The sequence below is a fragment of the Stakelama portus genome (assembly GCF_003171655.1).
In the GTDB taxonomy this organism is placed as follows: domain Bacteria; phylum Pseudomonadota; class Alphaproteobacteria; order Sphingomonadales; family Sphingomonadaceae; genus Sphingomonas; species Sphingomonas portus.
Map to the genome: position 1 here is coordinate 469,045 of NZ_QFZL01000001.1, position 18,886 is coordinate 487,930.

Genomic DNA, 18,886 nt, shown 5'->3' on the forward strand with positions numbered 1-18,886 from the left:
CGGCGCGGTTCGCCATCGGCCTGCTACCAATTCCTCTCCCCAAGCGCCTGCACCCCTGCTAAGCGCGCGCGATGTCCACTGAACGTTCCAAGATCCGTAACTTTTCGATCATCGCCCATATCGATCATGGCAAGTCGACGCTTGCCGATCGCCTGATCCAGCGTACCGGCGGGCTTACCGAGCGGGAAATGAGCGCGCAGGTGCTCGACAATATGGATATCGAGCGCGAGCGCGGGATCACCATCAAGTCGCAGACGGTGCGGCTGGAATGGAAGGGCTATACGCTCAACCTGATGGACACGCCGGGGCATGTCGACTTTGCCTATGAAGTGTCGCGGTCACTTGCGGCGTGCGAAGGCGCGCTGCTGGTGGTCGATGCCGCGCAGGGTGTCGAGGCGCAGACGCTGGCGAATGTCTATCAGTCGATCGAGCATGACCATGAGATCATCCCGGTCATCAACAAGATCGATTTGCCCGCCGCCGAACCCGAAAAGGTGAAGGCCGAGATCGAGGATATCATCGGCCTGGACGCGTCGAACGCGGTGCTGGCGAGCGCCAAGAGCGGGATCGGCATCGACGAGGTTCTCGACGCCGTGATCGAGCGGATTCCGGCGCCCGGCGGCGACGCGAATGCGCCGCTGAAGGCGATGCTGGTCGACAGCTGGTACGACCCCTATCTGGGCGTCGTCATTCTGGTCCGCGTGATGGACGGGGTGTTGAAAAAGGGCCAGCAGGTCAAGTTCATGCAGGCCGGGACGATGCATCTGATCGATCGCGTCGGTTGTTTCCGGCCCAAGCTGACGCAGCTCGACGAACTGGGGCCGGGCGAGATCGGATTTGTCACCGCGCAGATCAAGGAAGTCGCGCAGACCATGGTCGGCGACACGATCACCGACGCCAGAAGGCCGACCGACAAGCCGGTGCCGGGGTTCAAGGAAGTCCAGCCGGTGGTGTTTTGCGGCCTGTTCCCGGTCGATGCCAATGATTTTGAAAAGCTGCGTGAGAGCATTTCGAAGCTTCGGCTCAACGATGCCTCGTTCAGTTTCGAAATGGAAACGTCGGCGGCGCTGGGCTTTGGCTTTCGCTGCGGATTCCTGGGGCTGTTGCACCTCGAGATCATTCAGGAGCGGCTGACGCGCGAATATGACCTCGACCTGATCACGACCGCGCCGTCGGTCGTCTATCGCCTGCAGCTGAGCAAGGCGGCGGGCGAGGCGGAGGCGCAGGTGATCGAGCTGCACAATCCGGCCGACATGCCCGATCCCAACCGGATCGAGGAAATCGAGGAGCCGTGGATCAAGGCGGTCATCTATGTCCCCGACGAATATCTGGGGTCGATCCTGAAATTGTGTCAGGACCGGCGCGGCATCCAGAAGGACCTGACCTATGTCGGCGGGCGCGCGCAGATCACCTATGAACTGCCGCTCAACGAAGTCGTGTTCGATTTCTATGACCGGCTGAAATCGATCAGCCGCGGCTATGCCAGCTTCGATTATGAGCAGATCGGGCTGCGCGCGGGCGATCTGGTCAAGATGAACATCCTGGTCAATGCCGAGCCGGTCGATGCGCTGAGCATGATCGTCCACCGCAGCCAGGCCGAGGCGCGCGGCCGCCATATGTGCGAGCGGCTGAAGGACCTGATCCCGCGCCACTTGTTCAAGATCCCGATCCAGGCGGCGATCGGCGGCAAGGTGATTGCGCGCGAAACGATCGCGGCGCTGCGCAAGGACGTGACCGCAAAATGCTATGGCGGCGACATCACCCGCAAACGCAAGCTTCTGGAAAAGCAGAAGGAAGGCAAGAAGCGGATGCGCGAATATGGTTCGGTGAGCATCCCGCAGGAAGCGTTCATCGCCGCGTTGCGGATGGGGGACGAGAGCTAGGGGGCTTCTTTTTCGGGCGCCTGCCCGCGGCGGTCACGCCTCATCGCTTCGATGGTGGAGTCGCGGCTTTTCCGGTCGCCCGATAGCCATTGCGGAATTGCCGGGTCGTATTGACGCGGCAATGGCGGCGGCGGCGCTGCGAGGACGGTGATCGGATCGTCGTCGTTTGCCAGGGGCTCCAGCAAGGGCGCTTCCGGCACGACGTCGCTGTCCCAGTCGGCATAGGGCGAGCGCGGGGTGTCCCTCGGGTCCAGCGGGGCCTCGGCTCGATAGGGGCTCTTGTGCGGGTCCGCGTCCGGTTTGTTGAAATGACCCAGCACCATGCTGAGCAATATTAACCCCATCCACCAAGCCTGGAGGGGTACGCGCTTCCACCAGGGTTCCTCGCTGCTTTCGAGCTTCAGTTCCCAACTGCCGACGCGGGTCATGTCCAGCTCGGAACGGAGCATAGGATACCAGCTGTCGATCGTATCGAGCAGCGCGGCGATTTCATGGCGCGGGACCCTGCCCAGCCGGCTGCTGCCGTCATGGGGCGTCGATAATTCGGTCCATGCGCGGTGAAACGCGCTGCCCGGCTCCCTGGCGGCGTCGGCAAAGTCCAGGTCGTTCAGCCGCTCGACGAGATAGGTCGCCGCCATATCCTGCCGATAATCGTCCTCGTGGTTCTGCCACCTGAAGAACGTGACGACAGGGCGCACCAGCGGTTTGGAATAGGGAAAGGCGCGCGCGACGACATGGCCGAATATCTGAGCCGCCCGGTCGAATATATCGATCTTTTCCAGTCGCGGATCCTGTTGGATCGTGAGCCACTGGCGCCGCATCCACAAGGCGGTTTCCGCATCGGGAAGCGCTTCGGGGTCGGCTTTCGACAGCGCATCAATCAATGCCGTCGCAACCTGGTCGTAATAGGCGAAATCCCCCTTAGCGGTGTCTGTTGCAGGCGCTGGGCTGCCGGCTGGCTCGCTGAGCTCAGGCACCGGCTCCATTCGATCCCGATCGTGCGGGGTGCCGGCAGACACTGTCTCGAACGCAGCGCGCAATTGGCGAAACGCTTCCGGGTCGCTGTCCGGATCGATGGCTTTCAGCGCGGCTGCATAGGCGCGACGTATCTCCTGCTTGCTGTCGGTGGGCGCGATACCGAGCAATCTCCACGCGGCGCTGCGCGTCATCATATCAGATGCGGCAAGGATTCGGCGTCATGCTCCAGCGCATAGCGTTCGAGCGCGATCCAGGTTTCGCAAACACGACTGTCCATTCCCCGTCCGGAAAGGGCGTCAACTACTTGGGATTCGCTCAGCTTGAGGTCCGCCATCAGAAAGCTCAACTGCTCGTCCGGCAGATTGAAACCTGACGGGAAGTCGGTGTTTTCAACCTCGGTCGTGGCTAGTGCGCGCGCAATCAGACTCCGCTGGCGACGTTCGAATTCCAAGGGGAAGGCCAGGTTCGGTAATTCGGTGCCCGGGCGGTTGACGAACATCGCGGCACATGCCGCGGGGTTACCGTTGCGAATGAATTCGGCGCGATCGATTTTCAGCTGGACCATCTCGCGCTGAAGGTCGGGGGCTGCGAAGGGGGCGACCTTGCGATAGCGATCGAAAAATGCGGCGAAGAGCTTTCCCTGCAACAGCCCGGTGCCACCGCCCTCACGCAAGGCGTCACTGCGCGAATCTCGCGCGATTGCCAGCAACGCAGGATGATCGAACAGGTCGCTGAAACTCAGTTCACCACCGAACAGTTGCTTAAGCGCGTAGTCGATATCGGCTTCTTCGTGCATCGGATCGAGCTGACGATCCGCCATCGGATAGGGTGGCGGCAGATTGATATGTGTCGACGGATCGACTGGACCCGGATCGCTATCGCGCCCGAATATGGCGATGCCGAACAACAGCAGCACCAGCCCGATCGCAATGACATGTCCCGACCAGTTGCGGCGATTGAGGCGTTTCTCCCAATATGCCACGCGCTCGGTATCGAGCAGCGGTTCGAGGCGGCTGTGATCGTGGCGCAGCTTCCCCAGTAATTCGCCGACCTGCGTCCGGCTGACCGAGCCCGCCCATTTGCTGTCGAGCGTTCCGCGCAGATCGCACCAGGCGCGGTGATATTCGTTGCCGCGAGTCGAAATGGTTTCGAGGAAGAAGGTGTCGCTGCGGCAGGCGAGCAGATATTCCACCACCGGCGCGCGATGCACCGTGTCATGGTCGTAGCGCCAGCCGAAGCGCTCGACCACCGGATCGACCAGCGGCGCGGAGAAGGGAAAGCTCTGCGCCACCAGATGCGCGATATTGGTTTCCGCCGCGGCATAATGGCCGATCTGTTCGAGCCGCGGATCGTCGGCGATCAGACGCCACAATGCCAGCATCTGCTCGCTTTCCTCGGGCGTTGCCAGCCGCGGTTGTTCGCGCTCGGCAAGCAGCATCGCGGAAAGTTCGTTGCCAGCCGCGTCGATCCTCTCGCTGCTGGGCGGGGCCCAGGGGCTGGCGGGTTTCGCATCGGGTCGTGGGGCAGGGTCGGGCGGCGTGTCCGGCAACGGGCCGCTCGGTTCCGCCGGGGCGGCGCCCCCGGTTTCGGGCGCCATATCGGCTGGCAGATCGGCCCCATCCTCCCGCGCATCCTCGTCGTGCCATTGCGCTTCGGCCATGGCGTGATCGAGCGCGGCGCGCAGCGCGACGAAGCCTTGCGTATCGTTTTCGGTGTCGATCGCCTTCAGCCTTGCGGCATAGGCGCGGCGGATGGCGCGTTTGTCCGACGTCGGTGCGAGCCCCAGAACCGCCCATGTGCCGCGCAGCGTCGTCACAGGAAACGCTCGCCTTCGATACTGTCGAGCGCGGTCGTGAGCTGTTCGCGCACTTCCGCGATGGTGCGCGGGTCCTGGGTATCCAATGCCGCTTCGAATTGCAGCAGCCAGCGGTTCACCAGATCGCGCCGGTCGCCGATGAAGCTTTCATAGCAGCGCTGCGCGCGTGCGATCACGGCGGCGTTGACCGCTTCGTCGCGGGGATAGACCTTGAGCTCGGCCAGCGCGGCGCGGCGTTCGGCCAGTTCGGATTCCGAAATCGCGCCCTCTTCCTCGACGATCACCAGATTGCGGGCCTCCCCGGTTTCCGGCTCCTTCACATCGACTTCGAGCAGGCCGCTCGTGTCATAGGAGAAGCGGCATTCGACCACGACATGGCCGGCGGGGCGTGGCGGCACGGGAATCCGGATCTCGCCCAGCTTCACATTGGCGGACACCAGGCGCGATTCGCCCTGATAGATGCCGAATTCGATGACGCGCTGATTGTCCTGCAGCGTCTGATAATGGCCGACGCGGCTGGTGGGGATCACCGTATTGCGATCGATGATCGGCGAAAACAGCCCGCCATGAAGATTGCCGCGGGCATCGCGTTCGGTATGTTCGACGCCCAGCGTGAAGGGGCAGACATCGGTCAGCCGGATCTCGTCGAGCGCCGAATCGCGGGCCAGCAGCCCCGCCTGAACCGCCGCGCCCAGCGCGACGGCATGATCGGGATGGACCGTGTGGTTGGGGAAACGGCCGAACATGCGCGTAATCGCGCGACGGACGACCGGCATCCGCGTGGCCCCGCCGACCAGCACGACTTCACTGAGCGAATCGACGCGAATGTCGCTGTCGCGCAGCGATCGCAGAACCGGTTCGCGCAGCCGCGCGATCAGCGGTTCGACATGTTTTTCGAATTCGTCGGCGGTTACCTCGGTCGAAAATTCATTCTCGCCCTGCACAATGGTGAAGGGCGCCGAAGCGCCATCGGTAAGCGCGCGCCGCGTACGCTCTGCAGCGGCGCGGAGCAGTTCGTGCAACTGCCCGGTTTCCACGCCGGTCAGCTTGCGGTCGGGGTCGATCCGGCGACGGACCAGTTCGATCAGCGCTTCGTTGAAATCTTCGCCGCCGAGCCGGTTGTCGCCCGCGCTCGCGCGGACTTCGACAATGCCTTCAAACACTTCGACGATCGAGACGTCGAACGTGCCGCCGCCCAGATCGAAGACGAGAAAGGGTTCCTGTTCGCGCAGGTGCACGCCGAACGCCAGCGCGGCGGCAGTGGGTTCGTTGATCAGCCGCTTGATCTCAAGCCCGGCCAGTTCGCCCGCGCGGCGCGTTGCGCGGCGCTGCCGGTCGTTGAAATAGGCGGGGACGGTGACGACCGCACCGGTCACTTTTTCTCCGGTATGGCTTTCGACATCCTCCTTGAGGCTGCGCAACACCAGCGCGGAAAGATCCTCGGCGGAGAAATTCTGCTTGCCGAGCCGGACGGTCGCCTGCGTGCCCATGCGGCGCTTGAAGGCAGTCGCCGTGTCGTCGGGATGCGTCGGCTGGCGGTCGCGGGCGGCCATGCCGACGAGCAGCGACCCGTCGTCGCCCATGCTGACCGCCGACGGCGTGAGCAGGTCGCCCAGTGAGTTCGGAATCAGTTGCGGCGCGCCGTCCTTCCAGATCGCGACGGCGCTGTTTGTCGTACCCAGATCTATGCCGATGATCATGTCGTCCCCCGGCAACTTGGTAGCGAGGCGCGAATAGCCACGCCAGACCCATTTTACACTTGCCGTTAGCGGTCGTGCATCGCGCCCGATTGCCGCGGATCGCGGCGCCTCCCGGCGCTTCTTGCAGGCGGGGGCCACATGTTTCATACTTCGCCTGCTGTCGATTCCGGGAGGGGGTTTCCGGGTCGATCGCGGGAGGGCGCGATGAATTTGATTCCCGACGTGGCGCTTGCTGAAAACAGCAGCCAGCGTCTGCCATGCGTGGTGGTTCTCGACGGTTCGACATCGATGTCGCAGAACAATGCCATTGGCGCGCTCAACGACGGCCTCCGGCTGCTCGAACAGGATCTTAAAGCCGACGATGTCGCGCGCCAGCGGGTGCGGATCATGGTGCTGCGCGTCGGCGCGCCGCAGGATGTCGAAGTCGTCACCGACTGGACCGACGCGATCGAATTCGAAGCGCCCGAGATCGAAGCGAACGGCATGACGCCGCTCGGCCTTGCCGTGCGCCGCGCGCTCGACGAGATCGAGGACGAGAAGGATCGCTATCGCGAGCACGGCATCCCCTATAACCGGCCCTGGCTGTTCATCCTGACCGATGGCGAGCCAACCGATGCCGATTGGGAAACCGCCGCCGCCGAATGCCGGGCCGCCGAAGAGGCGGGGCATGTCTCTGCATTTTGCGTGGGCGTGGGCGACGCCAATATGGACAAGCTGGGTCGCTTTTCGCAGCGCCAGCCGCTGGCGCTCAAGGGGCTGGCGTTCCGCGAATTCTTCCTCTGGCTCAGCCGATCGGCCCGTGCCGGATCGAAATCGGCGCCGAGCGACACGATCCAGATGGCGGCGCCGCAGGATTGGGCCGTGGTTCCGGGCCGGTCCGACTGATGCTTGCGGCACCTGCCTGGCGCATGGCGGGTACGTCGATCACCGGTCCGTCGCATATGCAGACGGGCACGCCGTGTCAGGACCGCTATCGGCTGCACGTCACGCAATCGGGTGCGCTGATCGCGGTGGTGTCGGATGGCGCCGGTTCGGCACGGTTCGGCGGGGAAGGCGCGGCGTTGCTGTGCGACCGGCTGGTGGCGCGGCTCGACCGGCATCTGCGCGCTGGCATCCGCAAGCCGATCACGCGGGCGAGCCTGATGGGCATTTGCCGGGCGATATGTGAGGGCGTCTCCGAAGCGCGCGAAGCGGCGCTGGCGCTGGGCGAGGAACAGGGCGTCGGGCTGGAGGCGTTTCACGCGACCTTGGTCGGTGCGGCGATGCTGCCACGGCAAGGCGGGATTTTCTTTCATATCGGCGATGGTGCCGCGCTCGCGATCGGCGGCGATGGCGAACGCTGGCAGATGTCGGGGCCGCGCAACGGCGAATATGCCGATACGACCTATTTCTTCACCGAGCCCGACTGGCGGCGCAACCTGCGCTTTTCGCTGATCGATGAAGGCTATGACACGATTTTCGTGATGACCGATGGCGTTACTGATCTGGCGCTGTCGGCGCGGCAGGGCGCGCATGAGCCGTTCATGCCCTTCTTCCGCCCGATCGGCCGCTATCTTGCCGGAGCGACGCGCGAGGAAGGCGAGGAGGCGCTGAGCGCGACGCTCGACAGCAGCGCGGTGCGCGAACGGACGTCGGACGACAAGACGCTCGTCTGGGCACAGGTGGCCGGGACATGACCGAAGTCTATCTGGGCAAGGGGAGCAAGCGGCGGTTGCTCCATCTGGGCAGGCTGCTGGGCGAAGGTGCGGCGGGCAAGGTCCATTCGATCGCCGAAATGCCAGGATCAGCGGCGAAGATCTATCATGGCGAAGCCGAATGCCGGCGATATGAAGCCAAGGTCGATCGCATGCTCGCCAACCCGCCCGAACTGGCGGCGGCGGTGCATGAGGGCAAACGCTATCCCCAGATCGCCTGGCCCGAAGCGAAGCTGTACGACAAATCGGGCCGGTTCATCGGCTTTGTGATGCCGGAAATCGATTTCCGGCGATCGACCAGCCTGGTCAATCTGTTGCAGAAGAACAGCCGCCGGGTCGAAAAGCTGTCGGACTATTATGGCTATCGCGTGTTGGTGGCGCGCAACCTGGCTTCGGTGTTCGCCGAACTGCATCGCGCCGGCCATCACATGATCGACATGAAGCCGGCGAATCTGCGCTTCTATCCCTCGGTCAGCTGGATGGCGGTGGTCGATACCGACGGGTTCAGCATCGGCGGGGACGGGCGTATTCCCGCCGAACAGGTGAGCGATGAATATATCGCGCCCGAAAGCTGGAAGACGGCGCCCGCCGAACTGGGCGAGCAACAGGATCTGTTCGCGCTGGCGGTGATCATCTTTCAGTTGCTCGACAATGGCGTGCATCCCTTTGCGGGCAAGCCGAGCGCAGGGGCGGGCGCGCAGCCCGCCGATCTGCAGACGCGCATTCTGAAGGGGCTGTACGCCTATGGCGCCACACCGCCGGACGATGTGGTGCCGAGCGCGGCGAGCATTCACAAATCCTTCCGCCGCGCGACGCGGACCTTGTTCGACCGCGCGTTCCTGACCGGCACCAGCCGTCCTTCGGCCGCCGAATGGCGCGACCATCTCGACACGCTGATTTCGCAACTGGTTCCCTGTGCGTCCAAGCCCAACGAACATGCCCATTTCGGCATGGGATGCGGGTTTTGCGCGCATGACGCCCGCATCACGGCATCGGCGCAAAAGCCCCGTCGCCGCCGTGCGGAGCGCGCGAAGCCGGTGCAGCCCGCCGCTGGTTTTGCAGTGGGGCCGGGCGGGCGTGGTACCGTGCCGATCCGGCAATTGCCGGTGCTTACGCCCCCGCTGCGCCGCCCGGTGCGACCGCGCGGCATTGGCGTGCTGGGCAGTGTCATGGCGCTATGTCTGGTCCTGTTGGGGACGATGTTGCTGGTGCCGCAGGACTGGTGGGCCATGGCGCATAACGGCGGTGTGGCGGTACGCGGATATGCCGATCCGGCGATCGAGCGCGTGGCGAGCTTCGAAATTCCCGACGATCCGCGCTATCCGGTCGACCGTTTCGATGGCGGCCGCGAATATCTGGTGATGCCCGGCGACGGCACGCTGACCGCCGATCTGCGCGACGGGCCGGGCGAGCAATATCCGCTGGTCAATCGCCTGGGCATGCACGAAAATGTGATCGGCCGTGCAAGCGCGCGCGGACCGGATGGCCGGCTCTGGATCTGGATCGTCCGGGAAAGCGACGGGTCTCCCGGCTTTGTGCAGGAAACGGCGCTGGTCCCTCAGGAAACCGGATTCGCCACCGACATGACCGATTACGGATCGCTGTGCGGCACGCCGGGATCGGGGGCGAAGGCATCGCTCGATTGCGCAGTCGGTCGCGCTTCCGGCCTTGGTCGCAAGGTCGCCGAGCAATATCGCAGCGCGATTGCATCCTCGCGCGGCTATGACCGGATTTCGCTGACCGAAAACCGGCGGAACTGGGGAAACGACCTGCGGCAATGCGCAAGCACCTTCGATCCGGAGCCGTGCCGGATGCGAGTCAACCGGCGACAGGTGGACCAGTTCAAACGCGCCGGGGCGGCCGGCGAGATCGCCGATGCCGCGCCGACAGATGCGACGATATGGACCCCGAAACAGGACGCCGACCAGTCCAAATCGGACGGCGCGATGCTCAGTCGGGTGGTAGACTGTCCGAAATGCGACGATAGTCGGCCGTTGTCGTTAGCGAGTCAGCGTGCCGCTCTAGCGCGCGATAGCTATTCAGAACCGCCCAGCCTCGCTCCGTAACGCTGGCGCCGCCGCCGGGGATGGTTTCGACCAGCGGCGCGGCGAAACAGCGATTGCAGGTATCGACCAGCAGCCACGCGCGACGATAGCTCATGCCCAGCGCACGGGCGGCGGCGGAGATCGAACCGGTGCGGTCGATCGCCTCCAGCAACGCGGCTTTGCCCGGTCCGAACGCGATATCCGGACCGGCATATATCTGGATCTTGAGCTTCAGCCGGGCGATGGCGGCCTCCTGTCGACGGAGCCTGAGCTATATACAGCAGAATATAGCCTGGCTATGCGGGCGACGATGGAAAGCGGCTTGCGAAACGCGCGGTGAAGGCGCGCAGACCCATGCGGATGGCGTCGATCGCTGTTGCGGTCACGATCGCCATTGCCGCAATCGTCGCGCTACTATGGTCGCCGCAGCGGAGCCGGGAGGGGCCGGTCGTGCTGGCGGCGGCGAGCCTGCAGGAAGCGATGAGCGAAGCTGCGGATGCCTGGGCGGCGCAGGGGCATGCGCGTCCGCGCCTCAGCTTCGCGGCGTCCTCCGCGCTTGCGCGACAGGCGGCCAATGGTGCGCCGGCCGATCTGTTCGTTTCGGCCGACGAGGCGTGGATGGACGATCTGGAACGCAGGGGGGCGATCGCGCCCGGCACGCGCGCGACGTTTCTGGCCAATCGCCTGGTCCTGATCGCCGGCGTCGGGTCCGCCACGTCGGCCGACGGCGCAGGTGGCAGCGATATTGTCGCACTGCTGGGTGCCGACGGTCGGCTTGCCATGGCCGATCCCGATGCGGTTCCGGCGGGGCGTTATGGCAAGGCCGCGCTGCGCCATATCGGCCAGTGGCAGGCGCTGGAGCCGCGCCTTGCCCGGGCGGAGAATGTGCGCGCGGCGCTGGCGCTGGTCGAACGCGGCGCCGCGCCGCTGGGCATCGTATATGCGACCGACGCCGCCGCCGCGGACAAGGTGCGCGTGGTCGATACCTTTCCCGAGGATAGCCATCCCCCGATCCGCTATCCGCTGGCACGGCTGCGCGCCTCGACCAATCCCGATGCCGAGCCATTTCGCCGATTTCTGATGTCGCCCGACGCTGCTGCCATTTTCCGGCGCCACGGCTTTGTGCCGATGGCGGGCTGAGCGATGGACAGCGGCCAGTTCTGGACGATCGTCGTCCTGTCGCTTCAGGTGGGTGGCGTGGCGATCCTCGCGACGTTGCCGATCGCCTTTGCGCTCGCCTATCTGCTCGCGCGCGGGCGGTTTCGTGGCAAGCTGCTGCTCGACGGAATCGTGCATTTGCCGCTCGTCCTGCCGCCGGTGGTGACGGGATGGCTGCTGCTGTTGCTGTTCGCGCCATCGGGGCCGTTCGGCAAAGTCACCCAGGCGCTGTTCGGCGCCACCGTGTTGTTCCACTGGACCGGCGCCGCGATCGCAGCGGGCGTGATGGCGCTGCCGCTGATGGTGCGGGCGATGCGGCTTTCGATCGAAGCGGTCGACCGCCGGCTGGAGGATGCGGCGCGCACGCTGGGCGCCGATCGCCGCCGGGTTTTCGCGACGATCACGCTGCCGCTCAGCCTGCCGGGCATATTGGCGGGCGCCGTGCTGGGATTTGCGCGCGCGCTCGGCGAATTCGGCGCGACGATCACCTTTGTTTCGAACGTGCCGGGCCAGACCCGGACGCTGCCGCTCGCGATCTATTCGGCGCTGCAACTGCCCGATGGCGAGGGAATGGTGTGGCGGTTGGCGGCCGTGTCGGTGCTGCTCGCGCTGGCGGCTCTGGTTGGCTCTGAATTGCTTGCGCGGCGCGCGGGCAGGGGGCTGCATGTCCTTTGACATCGCCGTCGCATTGCATCGGGGCGATCGCGAAATCGCGTGCCGGATCGCGGCGGGCGAGGGGCTGACGATCCTGTTCGGCCCTTCGGGTGCCGGCAAGACCAGCATATTGCATATGGTGGCCGGGCTGTTGCGCCCCGATCGCGGCCATATTCGCGTCGGCGACAGCCTGTTGTTCGATGCCGAGGGCGGAATCGACGTGCCGGTGGAGGCGCGGCGATGCGGCGTGGTGTTTCAGGAGCCCCGGCTGTTCCCGCATCTGCGTGTCGCGGCGAATCTGCGATATGGCATGGCGCCGGACGTCGATCTGGCCGATCGCATTGCGGAACTCGATTTTCTGGGGATCGGGCATTTGCTCGACCGCTGGCCGCGCACCTTGTCGGGCGGCGAGGCGAAGCGAGTGGCGATCGGACGCGCGCTGCTGTCCGATCCGCAATTTCTGCTGCTCGACGAGCCGCTATCCTCGCTCGACCCGGCGCGGCGCGAAGAGATCATGCAGGTGATCGAGCGGTTGCGCGACGTCGTGCGCCTGCCGATCCTGATGGTGACGCATGATCGGGAGGAAGCCGAAAGGCTGGGGAGCCGCATCATCGCGATGGCGTGACGCGGCTCCGGTCGCAATTGGTCGGTTCAGGCGGCGTAAGCGTGCCCGGCGGATGTTTCGGCGGGGCTGCCCCGGCGGGCCGTCCTCGGTGCCGAAGCCTTGTTCCCCTGGACCGAGAAGCGTGCAGCCTGACGCGCCAGCGCTTCGGCTTCCGAAAGCAGGTTCCGCGCCGCTGCCGAGGTTTCCTCAACCATCGCCGCATTTTGCTGTGTCGCGCGATCCATGGCGCCGATCGCGGTGCTGACTTCGCTGAGCGCGGTCGACTGGGCGCGATTATCCTGTGCCATCGTCGCGACCTGGCCATGGACTTCGCCGACATTCGTCGAAATATCGGCAAGCGCGCCATCGACCTTCTGCACCATGTCCACTGCGGCGACGATATCGGTCTGCGTCACGGTCAGCTGATCGCGGGCGCGCTTCGATTCCTCTTCGGCGCGCATCGCGAGCGCGGAAACCAGATCGGCGACTACCGCGAAACCGCGACCGGCTTCGCCTGCACGACCAGCCTCGACGGCAGCGTTCATTGCCAGCACGCGCGTCTGGAACGCGATCTTGTCGAGCCCTTCGATCACGCTGTCGATGCCCTTGGCGCTTTCCGACACGCGGCCCATCGCCTGAACTGCTTCGTCGGCGGTGGTCCGCCCGGTGGAAACCACTTCGATTGCCAGATCGGCGCGTTTGCGTGTCGCTTCGCCCGCGCCGGCATTGGTCCGCAGGCGCTCGTCCATCTGGGTGGTCGCTGCGGCAGTCTGTTCGATGCTGGCGGCATTGCCTTCGGTACGGCGCGCCAGATCCTCGGATGCAGCCGCGATTTCCTGCGAGCCGCCACGAATGCCTTCGGCGCGCAGCTTCACTTCGCTCACCAGCTCGGCGAGCGATTCCACAGCGGCATTATAATTCTTGCGCAGCGCGTGAAAGGCAGGCGGGAATTCGGCGTCGATCGTGGCGGTCAAATCGCCTTCCTGAAGGCGCGCCAGCGCCGCTTCGACAGTGGTCAGCACATTGCGCTGGCGTTCCGCCTCGGCGCTGCGGATCGCGTCGGTTTCATGCTTTTGCGCAGCGGTGGCGCGAAGATGCTCCAGCGCGCTTGCCATGGCGCCGATTTCATCGCTGCGATCGCGTCCGGGGATATCCGTCGCGGTATCGCCATCGGCGATGGCGGTCATTGCCGTGCCCATGCGCGAAAGCGGACGGAACAGCGACCGGCAGGCAAAAAAGGCTGCGGTCCCGATCACGAGCGCGACGATGATCGAAACCAGCGCCATGCGGAAGCTGAGCGCGCGCAGTTCGGCGATCAGATCCGCCTTGGCAAGGCCGACATAGAGCACGCCGATGGTTTCTCCGGCGGCGTTCTTGATCGGGTCATAGGCAGTGAAATAGGGCTTGCCGAGAATATCGGCCTGGCCGCGAAACGGTTCGCCACGCCGCAGCACCGCATCGAATGTCGGACCGGCGGCCAGTTTGGTGCCCACGGCGCGGCTGCCGTCGTCCTTCATCACATTGGTCGAAACGCGGGTATCGCCGCTGAACACCGTGGCAGTCCCGCCGACCAGCTGCTTCACCTTGTCGACCGGCTCGTACCAATTGTTGAGCGCGCGATCGCCGACATAGAGCGTGTCGCCGTCGCGGCGAAATTCGGCGCCATATTGGTGGATCACTTCCCATGCGACCCGCATATTGGTTTCCTGCTGCGCCTCGGCCTTTCGCGTCGCATTCGCCGCGGCGAGATTATAGGTCACCAGAAAGCTTGCGATTGCCAGGACTGCGATTGCGAGGAGCGTAAGAAGCGTCGTTTTCGCGGCGAGCGACAAACGGTTCAGCCAGTTCAACATCGATGGAGGGCTCCGACCGGGAAGGATTGCGGTGCGCGTGCGGACGCGCGTCAGTCCCAATTATAGAGCGGTCCGGGGCACCGGGCCGGGTCGAAACGGCCAAAATACGCCATTCGGGCAAAGAAAAAGCCGCCGCCCGGATGACCGGACGGCGGCTTTTCTGTTTCGTTCAGGCCCGAAGGGCCCGGGCGATCATTCCTTGTTGAGGTAATCGCCCGCGGCGGCATCGCTGCCGTCGCCGGAAACTTCCACCTTTTCCAGCGCATCCGAAGTGACGCGAGCGTCGTTCGGATCCTGCGCCAGTTCGGCGGCATGTTCTTCGGCGGCGCTGTTCGGTGCGATCAGCGCTTCCTGCAGCTTCTTCTGCTGGGCACGCAGCGCCGCGTCGCGCGACGAAGCGGCAATGCGCATCCGGTTCATGCCCGCGCCGGTACCCGCCGGGATCAGCCGGCCGACGATGACATTTTCCTTCAGACCGATCAGCGTGTCCTGCTTGCCTTCGACCGCCGCCTGGGTGAGCACGCGGGTGGTTTCCTGGAACGAGGCGGCCGAGATGAACGAACGCGTCTGCAGCGAAGCCTTGGTGATGCCGAGCAGCACCGGCTTGCCCTGCGCGGGCATCTGACCCGGCGAGAGCTTTGCATTGGTTTCGTCCATTTCGTCGCGATCGACCTGCTCGCCCGGCAGCAAGGTGGTGTCGCCAGCTTCGGTGATCTCAACCTTCTGCAGCATCTGGCGAACGATCACCTCGATGTGCTTGTCGTTGATCTTCACGCCCTGCAGTCGATAGACTTCCTGGATTTCGCTGACCAGATATTCGGCCAGCGACTCGATGCCGAGCACTTCCAGAATGTCGTGCGGATCGGGGCTGCCGCCGATCAGGTTGTCGCCACGCTTGACATAGTCGCCTTCCTGAACGTCGATCACCTTCGACTTCGGCACCAGATATTCGACGACATCGCTGCCATCCTCAGGCTGGATGCCGATCTTGCGCTTGGCCTTATAGTCCTTGCCGAACACCACACGGCCCGAGACCTTCGCGATGATCGCGTTTTCCTTGGGCTTGCGCGCTTCGAACAGTTCGGCGACGCGCGGCAGACCGCCGGTGATGTCGCGGGTCTTGGCGGACTCGCGGGCAACACGGGCAAGCACGTCACCGGCCTGAACCGTGGCACCGTCCTCGACCGAAATCACCGCACCCGGCTGCAGCATGTACCGACCGGCTTCTTCCGCGCTGTCGCCCGTCAGGGTCAGGCGCGGACGCAGATCTTCCTTGCTGCGGGCGGCGCCGCGGTAATCGGTGACGACGCGCTGGGTGATGCCCGTCGCTTCGTCGGCCTGTTCGGTCAGCGTCTTGCCGTCGATCAGGTCCTGATACTTCACGATACCGGGGTTTTCCGTGATCACCGGCGCGGTGAACGGATCCCATTCGGCCATGCGGTCGCCGGCGGACACGATGTGACCGTCGTCGAACAGGACATGCGCACCATAGGGAATCTTGTGCACCGCCAGTTCGCGGCCTTCGGTGTCGAGGATCGCCAGTTCGGCCGAGCGCGACAGAACCACGCGGCGGCCACGCTGATCGACGATCATGCGCACGTCGCGGAATTCCACCTTGCCGTCGACCGGAGCTTCCAGATTCGACTGTTCGTTCAGCTGTGCCGCGCCGCCGATGTGGAAGGTACGCATGGTAAGCTGCGTACCCGGTTCCCCGATCGACTGCGCCGCGATGACGCCGACCGCTTCGCCGATATTCACCGGCGTACCGCGGGCGAGGTCACGGCCATAGCATTTGCCGCAGACGCCGATCTTGGCTTCGCAGACCAGCGGCGAACGGATCTTCATCCCCTGGACGCCGATCGCTTCGATCTGTGCGACCATGGCTTCGTCGAGCAGCGTGCCGACCGGGATGACGACTTCGCCGGTCTTGCTGTCGACCACGTCCTCGGCCGTGGTGCGGCCCAGAATGCGTTCGCCCAGCGAGGCGATGGTGCTGCCGCCCTGAACGATCGCCTTCATTTCGAGGGCGCGTTCGGTGCCGCAATCCTCTTCCATGATGACGCAGTCCTGCGACACATCGACCAGACGGCGGGTCAGATAGCCCGAGTTGGCGGTCTTCAACGCCGTATCCGCGAGGCCCTTACGAGCGCCGTGGGTGGAGTTGAAATATTCAAGAACGGTCAGGCCTTCCTTGAAGTTCGAGATGATCGGCGTTTCGATGATCTCGCCCGACGGCTTGGCCATCAGGCCGCGCATGCCCGCGAGCTGCTTGATCTGCGCCTGCGAACCACGGGCGCCGGAGTGCGCCATCATGTAGATCGAGTTGATCGGCTTTTCGCGGCCGGCATCGGGGCCGTCCTCGTACTTTTTGACGGCCTTGATCTCGTCCATCATCGCGGCCGCCACCTGGTCGCCGCAACGGCTCCAGGCGTCGATCACCTTGTTGTACTTTTCCTGCTGGGTGATCAGGCCGTCCTGATATTGCTGCTCGTAATCCTTCACCAGCGTGCGGGTTTCGTCGACCAGACCATCCTTGGCGTCCGGAATGATCATGTCGTCCATGCCGAACGAGATGCCGGCCTTGAACGCGTGCTGGAAGCCGAGCGTCATGATGCCGTCGGCGAACAGCACCGTCTCTTTCTGGCCGGTGTGGCGATAGACGGTGTCGATGACGTCGCCGATTTCCTTCTTCGTGAGAAGACGGTTGATCGTGTCGAACGGCACACGGTGCGACTTGGGCAGCTTTTCACCGATCAACATGCGGCCCGGCGTGGTTTCGACGCGCTGGAAGTAGGTATTTCCTTCCTCGTCGGTCTGCGGGACGCGGGTGGTGATCTTGGTGTGGAGCGTCACGACGCCGTTGAACAGCGCCTGATGGACTTCCTCCATATCGGCCATGATCATGCCTTCGCCGGGCTCTGCTTCCTTCTCCATCGAGAGGTAATAGAGACCCAGGACCATGTCCTGCGACGGCACGATGATCGGCTTGCCGTTGGCGGGGCTGAGGATGTTGTTGGTCGACATCATCAGCACGCGCGCTTCGAGCTGGGCTTCGAGCGAAAGCGGCACGTGGACGGCCATCTGGTCGCCGTCGAAGTCGGCGTTGAAGGCCGAGCAGACGAGCGGGTGCAGCTGGATCGCCTTGCCTTCGATCAGCACCGGTTCGAACGCCTGGATGCCCAGACGGTGGAGCGTCGGCGCGCGGTTCAGAAGAACGGGGTGTTCGCGAATGACTTCGTCGAGAATGTCCCAGACTTCCTTGCGTTCCTTTTCGACCCACTTCTTCGCCTGCTTGAGAGTCATCGACAGACCCTTGGCATCGAGGCGGGCATAGATGAACGGCTTGAACAGCTCGAGCGCCATCTTCTTGGGCAGGCCGCACTGGTGCAGCTTGAGTTCCGGACCGGTCACGATGACCGAACGGCCCGAATAGTCGACGCGCTTGCCGAGAAGGTTCTGACGGAAGCGGCCCTGCTTGCCCTTGAGCATGTCGGACAGCGACTTGAGCGGACGCTTGTTGGCACCGGTGATGGTGCGGCCGCGGCGGCCATTGTCGAACAATGCGTCGACTGCTTCCTGCAGCATGCGCTTTTCGTTGCGGACGATGATGTCCGGCGCGCGCAGCTCCATGAGGCGCTTGAGGCGGTTGTTACGGTTGATCACGCGGCGATAGAGATCGTTGAGATCCGACGTCGCGAAGCGGCCACCGTCGAGCGGGACGAGCGGGCGCAGTTCGGGCGGGATCACCGGCACGACGTCGAGGATCATCCATTCCGGGCGGTTGCCCGAATCGATGAAGCTTTCGACGACCTTGAGCCGCTTGATGATCTTCTTGGGCTTCAGCTCGGACTTGGTGACTGCCAGTTCTTCGAGCAGTTCCTTGCGCTCGCCTTCAAGGTCGAGATCCATCAGCATGATCTTGACCGCTTCGGCGCCGATACCGGCGGAGAAGGCGTCTTCGCCATATTCGTCCTGCGCGTCGAGCAGTTCGTCTTCGGTCAGAAGCTGGAACTTTTCGAGCGGGGTCAGGCCCGGTTCGGTGACGATATAGCTTTCGAAATAGAGCACGCGCTCAAGCTGCTTGAGCTGCATGTCGAGCAGCAGGCCGATGCGCGACGGCAGCGACTTGAGGAACCAGATGTGCGCGACGGGGGCGGCGAGTTCGATATGGCCCATCCGCTCGCGGCGGACCTTCGACACGGTGACTTCGACACCGCATTTTTCGCAGACAATGCCCTTGTACTTCATGCGCTTGTACTTGCCGCACAGGCATTCGTAATCCTTGATCGGACCGAAGATGCGCGCGCAGAACAGGCCGTCACGTTCCGGCTTGAACGTGCGATAGTTGATCGTTTCGGGCTTCTTGATCTCGCCGAACGACCAGGAACGGATGCGGTCAGGCGACGCAATGCCGATCTGGATCTGGTCGAAGGTTTCCGGCTTTGCGACCGGGTTCGCGAAATTGGTCAGTTCGTTCATATTCTTTCGTCCCTCTAGAGGG

Annotated in this window: 13 protein-coding genes; 7 read left to right on the plus strand and 6 right to left on the minus strand. The window is 64.2% G+C overall.

Features of this window, described 5'->3' with window-relative positions:
• Window positions 1-71: 71 nt before the first annotated feature.
• Window positions 72-1,883 (plus strand): translation elongation factor 4, encoded by a 1,812-nt coding sequence (gene lepA, locus DKB74_RS02135; RefSeq protein ID WP_109806446.1) that lies wholly within the window; start codon window positions 72-74, stop codon window positions 1,881-1,883.
• On the opposite strand, the gene DKB74_RS02140 is transcribed toward lepA, so the two are convergent.
• From DKB74_RS02140 to DKB74_RS02150, 3 genes are read right to left on the minus strand one after another with little or no spacing between them, the layout of a single operon-like run.
• A complete protein-coding gene (locus DKB74_RS02140; RefSeq protein WP_145960876.1) occupies window positions 1,880-3,055 on the minus strand; it encodes a J domain-containing protein in 1,176 nt (391 codons plus the stop codon). The two genes, lepA and DKB74_RS02140, sit on opposite strands and share 4 nt — an antisense overlap.
• Complete coding sequence (locus DKB74_RS02145) at window positions 3,052-4,677, minus strand: hypothetical protein (RefSeq protein WP_109806448.1); 1,626 nt, start codon at window positions 4,675-4,677, stop codon at window positions 3,052-3,054. The genes DKB74_RS02140 and DKB74_RS02145 overlap by 4 nt, the downstream gene beginning before the upstream one ends.
• On the minus strand, window positions 4,674-6,377 hold the full coding sequence (locus DKB74_RS02150; RefSeq protein ID WP_109806449.1) for an Hsp70 family protein: 1,704 nt from the start codon (window positions 6,375-6,377) through the stop codon (window positions 4,674-4,676). Before DKB74_RS02150 ends, DKB74_RS02145 begins: the two co-directional genes overlap by 4 nt.
• A gap of 204 nt (window positions 6,378-6,581) precedes the next feature.
• Here DKB74_RS02150 and DKB74_RS02155 point away from each other — a divergent pair, with 204 nt between their 5' ends.
• The 3 genes from DKB74_RS02155 to DKB74_RS18495 are packed head-to-tail and all read left to right on the plus strand — an operon-like array spanning window position 6,582 to window position 10,137.
• Entirely contained in the window at window positions 6,582-7,262 is a 681-nt protein-coding gene (locus tag DKB74_RS02155) for a vWA domain-containing protein (RefSeq protein WP_109806450.1), read from the plus strand.
• Entirely contained in the window at window positions 7,262-8,053 is a 792-nt protein-coding gene (locus DKB74_RS02160; RefSeq protein WP_109806451.1) for a PP2C family serine/threonine-protein phosphatase, read from the plus strand. The genes DKB74_RS02155 and DKB74_RS02160 overlap by 1 nt, the downstream gene beginning before the upstream one ends.
• On the plus strand, window positions 8,050-10,137 hold the full coding sequence (locus DKB74_RS18495) for a hypothetical protein (RefSeq protein ID WP_145960877.1): 2,088 nt from the start codon (window positions 8,050-8,052) through the stop codon (window positions 10,135-10,137). The genes DKB74_RS02160 and DKB74_RS18495 overlap by 4 nt, the downstream gene beginning before the upstream one ends.
• Here the strand turns inward: DKB74_RS18495 and DKB74_RS02165 are convergent.
• Entirely contained in the window at window positions 10,022-10,360 is a 339-nt protein-coding gene (locus DKB74_RS02165; RefSeq protein ID WP_109806452.1) for a winged helix-turn-helix domain-containing protein, read from the minus strand. The genes DKB74_RS18495 and DKB74_RS02165 overlap by 116 nt on opposite strands.
• A 110-nt stretch (window positions 10,361-10,470) precedes the next feature.
• On the opposite strand from DKB74_RS02165, the gene modA reads away from it, so the two are divergent.
• Genes modA through DKB74_RS02180 form a run of 3 tightly spaced genes read left to right on the plus strand, consistent with a single transcriptional unit; the run spans window position 10,471 to window position 12,553 of the window.
• On the plus strand, window positions 10,471-11,256 hold the full coding sequence (modA, locus tag DKB74_RS02170; protein ID WP_420822390.1) for a molybdate ABC transporter substrate-binding protein: 786 nt from the start codon (window positions 10,471-10,473) through the stop codon (window positions 11,254-11,256).
• Between the two features lie 3 nt (window positions 11,257-11,259).
• Window positions 11,260-11,949, plus strand: a complete 690-nt coding sequence (gene modB / locus DKB74_RS02175) for a molybdate ABC transporter permease subunit (RefSeq protein WP_109806454.1) — start codon at window positions 11,260-11,262, stop codon at window positions 11,947-11,949.
• Entirely contained in the window at window positions 11,939-12,553 is a 615-nt protein-coding gene (locus DKB74_RS02180; protein ID WP_109806455.1) for an ATP-binding cassette domain-containing protein, read from the plus strand. The genes modB and DKB74_RS02180 overlap by 11 nt, the downstream gene beginning before the upstream one ends.
• Before the next feature lie 26 nt (window positions 12,554-12,579).
• Here the strand turns inward: DKB74_RS02180 and DKB74_RS02185 are convergent, their stop codons facing one another.
• Window positions 12,580-14,385 (minus strand): methyl-accepting chemotaxis protein, encoded by a 1,806-nt coding sequence (locus DKB74_RS02185; RefSeq protein WP_109806456.1) that lies wholly within the window; start codon window positions 14,383-14,385, stop codon window positions 12,580-12,582.
• A gap of 192 nt (window positions 14,386-14,577) precedes the next feature.
• A complete protein-coding gene (gene rpoC, locus DKB74_RS02190; protein ID WP_109806457.1) occupies window positions 14,578-18,864 on the minus strand; it encodes a DNA-directed RNA polymerase subunit beta' in 4,287 nt (1,428 codons plus the stop codon).
• Window positions 18,865-18,886 lie beyond the last annotated feature (22 nt).